The following is a 6,163-nucleotide window of genomic DNA, read 5'->3' as shown; positions in this document are numbered from 1 at the left end:
AGGGTCACTTTCCACGGACAGATCAGCGGTTATTTGCTCGATGCTCGTCCGGTCGGACTGGGCTTCAAAGCGGCGATGTTTTTTGACATCCACCAGCGCGCCGAAAACGGGGATACGGTCGTCACCGAGGATTTGGCGGCGATGGAAGAGCAGCACGGCTATTCGATTGCTGTCACCACAGCGGGTGATCGATACGTCATCGTGAGCTTTCTTATGTTCATGATTGAGGAGGTCGACGGGGGCCAGCAGACAGTGGTGATGTCGATGACCCGAGAAGCTTCCGCGCGCTCGTAAGCCTTCGAAACAAGGCCATTTGGCGAAGCAATGGATGGGCAGGAGTTACCATGTCATACATAGACATCGAGGAGATCGTTGGCCCAAGCGCGGTCATGCCAGGGGTGGAAATGGATCTTGAGGAAGCGATCCGGATGACAGAGACGAGATTCCCGGATAGGAGCTTCTGCATCGTCGATGAGTGGGTTTGGCTTGATCTCGATGCGCCTGATTTGGTCGTCCAGGAGTTGGCTATGGAGGGCAAGAAGCCGGTGATGCTGCTGATGCTCAATGTGGTCTTCGATAGCTGTACCAAAACCAGCAGCGCCCTCTGGCTGCGCTCGTCACCGTTGATTGATTTCAGCGACGGCATGTTTTTTCAGACGCAGAACAAACTTTACGTGCTGCTCAGCCATGGTCGTCGAAAAACGATGCCTTTGTCGGCAGTGCTTCGCGTTTTTTGAAGCTGAAGTGGCAGTCGGCCTAGCTTATGGCCAGGCTGCCTGAACCTGGAGATTGGCGGGGACGCTGATGCTTCTTGAATCACACAGCCCGCATCTTATGGTAGTCAAACCAATCACCGCACTATTGCCTTTGCCAGAAGATTTACTTTGGCCAGGTGATGTTTACAGCCAAGGGCCCTTTTCCCATGGTTGTGCGAGGGGATAGTCTTTTTCTCAGCGCAATAAAGCGTTCCATGCCCAGTCCATCAGTTTGGAACGGATAGAAGTCGAAAGTGGTTGTGAGGTTGAGACGGGTGCTCGTCTCCTTGATGTCAGAAATGGTCGATGCTGAAATCAAAACGCCGTCGAGGTAGGTCTTATTTTTGATCCGTCCAAATGCACCCGACTCGTCTTCGACAAACTCCCGAATCTCTTTGGAAAGCATTTGAAGGGCTGATGCCGGGGTCTGCGACGTCAAAATCTGTTCACCCGGGAGGAGGTCGTCGATGTTCAGGGCGATGAAGCCAGGGTTCTCTGATTCGCGGATTTGCTTGGCACCGTCCCGTAACCTAGAGACAAGGCTTTTGCGCTCATAGATTTTCTTGCAGGCGATCGAGTAGTTACCAAATCCGAAGTCGACAACAATGTCGGGAGGGTCGATCATCTGGGCCGGCATCCTGCGCTTGAGGGCGGTCAGAAGCGAGAGCTCCCATAATGCGTCCTTGCCTTGGGATTTGGATCGGTTCGACAGGTTCACGTCTGCCCCAGAGATTCGCTGAAGGGCTTCATCAATACCCGGCTCATCATTGAGCGTGGAGATGATCCGAGCAATCTTCTCTGCGTAAGCGGCGTTGATACCCGTTACCAAATTGGGTGATGTTTTGCTCTGCGTCCATTGCTTGTCGAGCTTGCGGGCGTCTGCAAAAAGCTTGTGAAGCACACTCCCAGGAGTGAAGCGTATACCGCGTTCCTGAAGGACGATTACCGCCTCATCCACCAGGGTTACGATGTCGGCGTAGCTACAACTGGTGAAGCCGTAGCTGTCAGCTTGGACGCTAAATGCCTGGGTATTGATGGCGAATTCCTTCGATTGGTTTTCGGGCATTTGATGGGGTTCGCCCAAGAGGGCTCCTCCGGACATCAATGATGAGCGGAGCTCTATGCGGGCGAAATTTATGTCAATCGCTGCAGCCAGGCAAATACCTTGGTGACCGTGAGCTTATGCCTGAATTCCTAGAGTGCTCCCTGCACCGTGACACCCGTTCAAAGATGCCGTGACATGGCACGTCATGCTCAATGACGTCCTAATCAGCTTGGCGGCATCGTCGCCCCAGTCCTGGAAGCACGATCGCCTAGGCGATGATTATCAACCATGCCTGCAGCCTTCCATGAAGCGAACCCGATATTTCTGAAGTGCGATGGAAATCATGATGGCTTTTCGCAATCGGCAGATGAAAATGTTGGTAGCATATACCCAAATATTGAATTGGATCTGTATTTATATACAGTATTTGAATAACGGTAGTGTTCCCTTCACCGATGCTTCTGGCTGAGGCTTGGCATTGATTTGCTGACGCGTATTCAGACTTGAAGCGTGTGCTCGATGTGCTAGGTGAGTCGCTGGTCAACCGCTCAATGTAACCCCCGTACGACCCCATCATTTTGCTCCTTCGCTTGTCTGCTGAATGGTTGCAGGCCAGACGCTGAGCATGCGTGTGTGTTTGGGTGACTTGCAAGGTGTTGGAGGAGGAGGTGATCTGGCTTAGCAGGTGAGTCTGCTACATGGCATTAGAGAGCCGCTCGCGCGTCCTTCACGGCAGCCACTAGCCAGCACACCAAACAATAGGGAATGGAGCCACAGCTTTCGAAATAGCTGTTGATATTATAGCTGTATGGATATACAGTTAAATCATCTACCGACGGGTTCCCTCTCCAATTAGTTGAGCAGTAATGAGCATTGCGATGTTCCCCGGTAGTACCGCACACCGATTGGATGACGATGATGCGGATAAGAGCCCCTTCGGGGGCTTTTTGCATTTCTATGTCCGACAAAAACCCTCTGAGGTAGGGTGCTGAGGACGTAAACAGCAGCGCAATCCAGACTAGCTCCTGTTCTCGGTCTGGGCTGTTTTTTGACCAGTTCTGCTGCTGATCATTCGGGGCAGTAGAGTGCGCCGCCCTCAATGGCTGTCGACCAGCAGGTGCGTTGCCGGTTGATTCCGGCTCAGGTTTTGCTTTTGTTTGGGCAGCCAATTTCTCATCATCGGCTTTCTTCGCTTTATCTGCTTCAGCTTCGGTAGTTGTCGCGGTCTCCCCAAGCCTCCACTACTACAATCTGGGCGTGTCGAGAGGTAATGCCGCTATTTGATGACTCTCTAGAGTGGATGGCTCTATCTCGCTGCTGTGAGACCAACTGGTCGTTGCTTGGTAGTCGAAGTGTCGCCACTATGACCGCTTCATTCAGTCGAGAATCGGCATGCGGACAGCACTACACCGTGACACCCTCGAAACCCTGGATGCCCAGGGCTATGAAGACGCATATGGCAAGCCCGTTGATAACAATGGCAAGGAGCGAGTACGACCTCCGGCCCTTTGCGATATCTGCCGACAAGACGTGTTCTTGCGAGCTGAGCACAGCAAGCTGCGCACTCCCAATTTCGTCCACTTCGAGGACAGCGCTCCCTGTCCGGTCAAAGCCTTCAACGCTCAAGCCTACCGCGCACTCAATCCTGGACAGGGCAATGCCGCTGACGCCCAGAGGCTTCGAGAGGGCTTCTTTGCGACCTGGCGGTATCACTGGCGAGAATTCGACCGGATCATCGGTTACGCCTCGGTCTTCGATTTCGTCTCCGTCCTCAAATACGCTGATCGCCACGGGATCTGGCGTTACCGGGACATGGGTGTTCAGGATGTGCTGCCTGTCCTGCTGACGCTTATGGACTTCCCTCCGCTCCCAAAGGGCAAGCGCCATCTGCGTGACTATGGCTTGCGCTTCCTCTATGTGGGCACCGTTGCCAGTACCAATGACTACTGGAACCTGCCGGCGCACGAGCGGCGTCTTCTCAAAGTGGTTTACGAATTCCCGGGGCAGGCTCGTACATTCCAGTCAGAGCGAATTTCAGCGAAGCATCCCGTGGCTTTTGAGCCGGACTACGAGGCAGCTCGCTTCGATTTGGACGTCGACAATCAACCCACAGCCCACCCCTATGTCGTTAACACCATGGCCAGGGAGTTCAAGGTGTAGGTTTCGGCTGACTAGAATGTCGCTTGAGCGCTGCCATACCCGAAAAGCGATATGTGCCAAAATCCAACGAGTAAGGTCGCCAAGCAACATCACCGATGGTGGGGGGGGGACGGGAAGTCCACCCTCCCATAGGAATCACGAACCTTGGAGCAGCAGGAATGAATCCCACGCACCGAAGTGAAGCCGAAGTTTTCAAGGAACTGATAAATCTGACGGCTCGACCAAGCTACGCTCACGCTATAGCCGGGATTTGTCATCGCGACAACTTTGTGTCGTTCCAAGGCGAGCACAAGCCCTCTGACCTTGATCATATATTTGACCGTAAAAGACTCAACCGCAATGAAATAAGCACGGTGTTGGGTCTGATGATGCGTCAGCCTCTCGATCTGTCTGAGGTCGATGAAGCCACACTTAGAGGCTATGCCTCCCGCACTGATCAGCTATTGGGTGAGCTTCACAGTGCTCTGAACGGTCAGGTGATCGGCGAGCTGGCCCCACAAGCCCAGAAGGGCGAAGTCGTGGAGGACTTTTGGCAAGGGCCGATGATGAAGGAGCCCATTTTCTATGCCACCGAATCAGCCTACAGCTTCCAGTATCGAGATTTTTTTGCAGAGAAACACGCTCCGGATGATGCCTGGTTAGAGCGGGTCATGGGGTTCAGCAGCGCCCAAGCTTTACGAGTGGCGAACGCGATGTGTTCGTTGATGAACGAGCGAGCTAACAACGGAGCGCGACTGACTGGTGAACCCCAGCTAGGCCAGATGCCGACAGGCTCGGTGCTGGAGCTTTTCGAGTTCAGGGCGCATGAAGTAGCCCATTGTTCGGGCCAGGAACTGGATGTCGTTGAGGCAGTTTTCAAAGCGCTGACGTTCAGTGGTGATAATGGCCTGTTCAGGGAGGTTGGGGACTTCAACCAGGTAGCAGCTACGCCTCTGCTGCCAACAGGTCGGGACTCAGTACTTCTGTTTTCTCATCACATGATTTACGAAGCCCTGTACGAGTCGCCTTTCTTCTGGATGAATCAGGATAAGGATTACAAGCAACAGGCCTCCGACAATCGTGGTGCATTTACTGAACAGTTTTCTCTGCGCCGCTTGGCATCGGTCTTCGGAAGGTCGAACGTCCACACCAACGTCAACTTGTTCGAGGGGAAGCGGATCGTCGCTGAAGCGGACGTGTTGGTCATCTTCGGTGATCGGATCATCATCGTTCAGGCGAAAGCCAAAAAACTGACCTTAGCGGCCCGCAAAGGTAGTGATGGACACATCAAGGCTGATTTTGCTGCCGCCATTCAGAAGGCCTATGACCAAGGGGCTGAATGCGCGACAGCTATTAGATCTGGGAGCTGCCGCCTCGAAGACGATCAAGGCCAAGCGGTCGTGCTTCCGAAGCAAGTCAAAGAGATCTATCCGTTCTGCGTCGTGTCCGATCACTACCCGGCTTTAGCATTCCAAGCCAGCCAATACCTCAAATACTCAGCCGATGAGGTCGTTCGTCCACCTTTGGTGATGGACGTATTCCTGCTGGATGTCCTTGCGGAGATGCTTGATACGCCCCTGCGTTTTCTAAGCTATGTCCGAATGCGCTCAGAGTCATCATCAAAGCTGATGGCAGGGCACGAGCTCACAACCCTGGCCTATCATCTGCGGTGCAATCTCTGGCTCGACGATCAGTTCAATATGGTGATGCTGGAGGACTCGATCGCAGCAGATTTAGATACCGCCATGGTTGTCCGGCGGGAAGGGCTACCGGGCCAGCGAGTCCCTGAAGGCATTCTCACTAGGATGAAAGGGACGTACTACGAGCGCTTGATTGAGCAAATTGAGCGCCGACCTAACCCAGCAATTCTTGAACTGGGTTTCACTCTGCTTTCTATGAGCGGAGAAACGTGTGATGCGGTTCATCAGGCCATTGAACGCTTGACCAACATGACGAAAATCGATGGCAAGCGCCATGATTTTACGATTGGTATGACTGAGCATGGGGCGGGGATTTGCTTTCACTGTAACCCCGCTCCTAGCAAGGAAGCCATCAGGACGCTTGAGGTGCACTGTGCCAAACGCAAGTACACCCATCAGACGCCGGAATGGTACGGGGTTTCGGTGGGTGTTAATGGCGAAATTCAGTTTGGCATAACGCTCAATTTCCCATGGGAGAAGTCTACCCCGCTGGATGACCTAACAAGGGAAATGAAACCATCTTC

General features: G+C 53.4%; 5 protein-coding genes. 4 read left to right on the top strand and 1 reads right to left on the bottom strand.

Annotated features, from left to right (window positions below; translation table 11 throughout):
- On the top strand, window positions 1-294 hold a 294-nt coding region (locus M5C56_RS32185; RefSeq protein ID WP_247263499.1), incomplete at its 5' end, for a hypothetical protein.
- 50 nt (window positions 295-344) lie between these two features.
- On the top strand, window positions 345-737 hold the full coding sequence (locus M5C56_RS32180) for a hypothetical protein (protein ID WP_016771183.1): 393 nt from the start codon (window positions 345-347) through the stop codon (window positions 735-737).
- Between the two features lie 142 nt (window positions 738-879).
- Here the strand turns inward: M5C56_RS32180 and M5C56_RS32175 are convergent, their stop codons facing one another.
- A complete protein-coding gene (locus M5C56_RS32175; protein WP_247263500.1) occupies window positions 880-1,839 on the bottom strand; it encodes a hypothetical protein in 960 nt (319 codons plus the stop codon).
- 1,353 nt (window positions 1,840-3,192) lie between these two features.
- Between M5C56_RS32175 and M5C56_RS32170 the strand changes: the two genes are divergently transcribed.
- A complete protein-coding gene (locus M5C56_RS32170) occupies window positions 3,193-3,960 on the top strand; it encodes a hypothetical protein (protein ID WP_143483353.1) in 768 nt (255 codons plus the stop codon).
- A 158-nt stretch (window positions 3,961-4,118) separates the two neighbouring features.
- Window positions 4,119-6,163 (top strand): preprotein translocase (locus M5C56_RS32165; protein ID WP_247263501.1); only part of this gene is annotated, 2,045 nt, incomplete at its 3' end.

Origin of the sequence: Pseudomonas sp. MWU13-2862, from assembly GCF_023242495.1 — a bacterium.
GTDB classification, from domain to species: domain Bacteria; phylum Pseudomonadota; class Gammaproteobacteria; order Pseudomonadales; family Pseudomonadaceae; genus Aquipseudomonas; species Aquipseudomonas gingeri_D.
The sequence above is the reverse complement of the archived record's forward strand: the minus strand, read 5'-3'. Positions and strand labels throughout refer to the sequence as shown.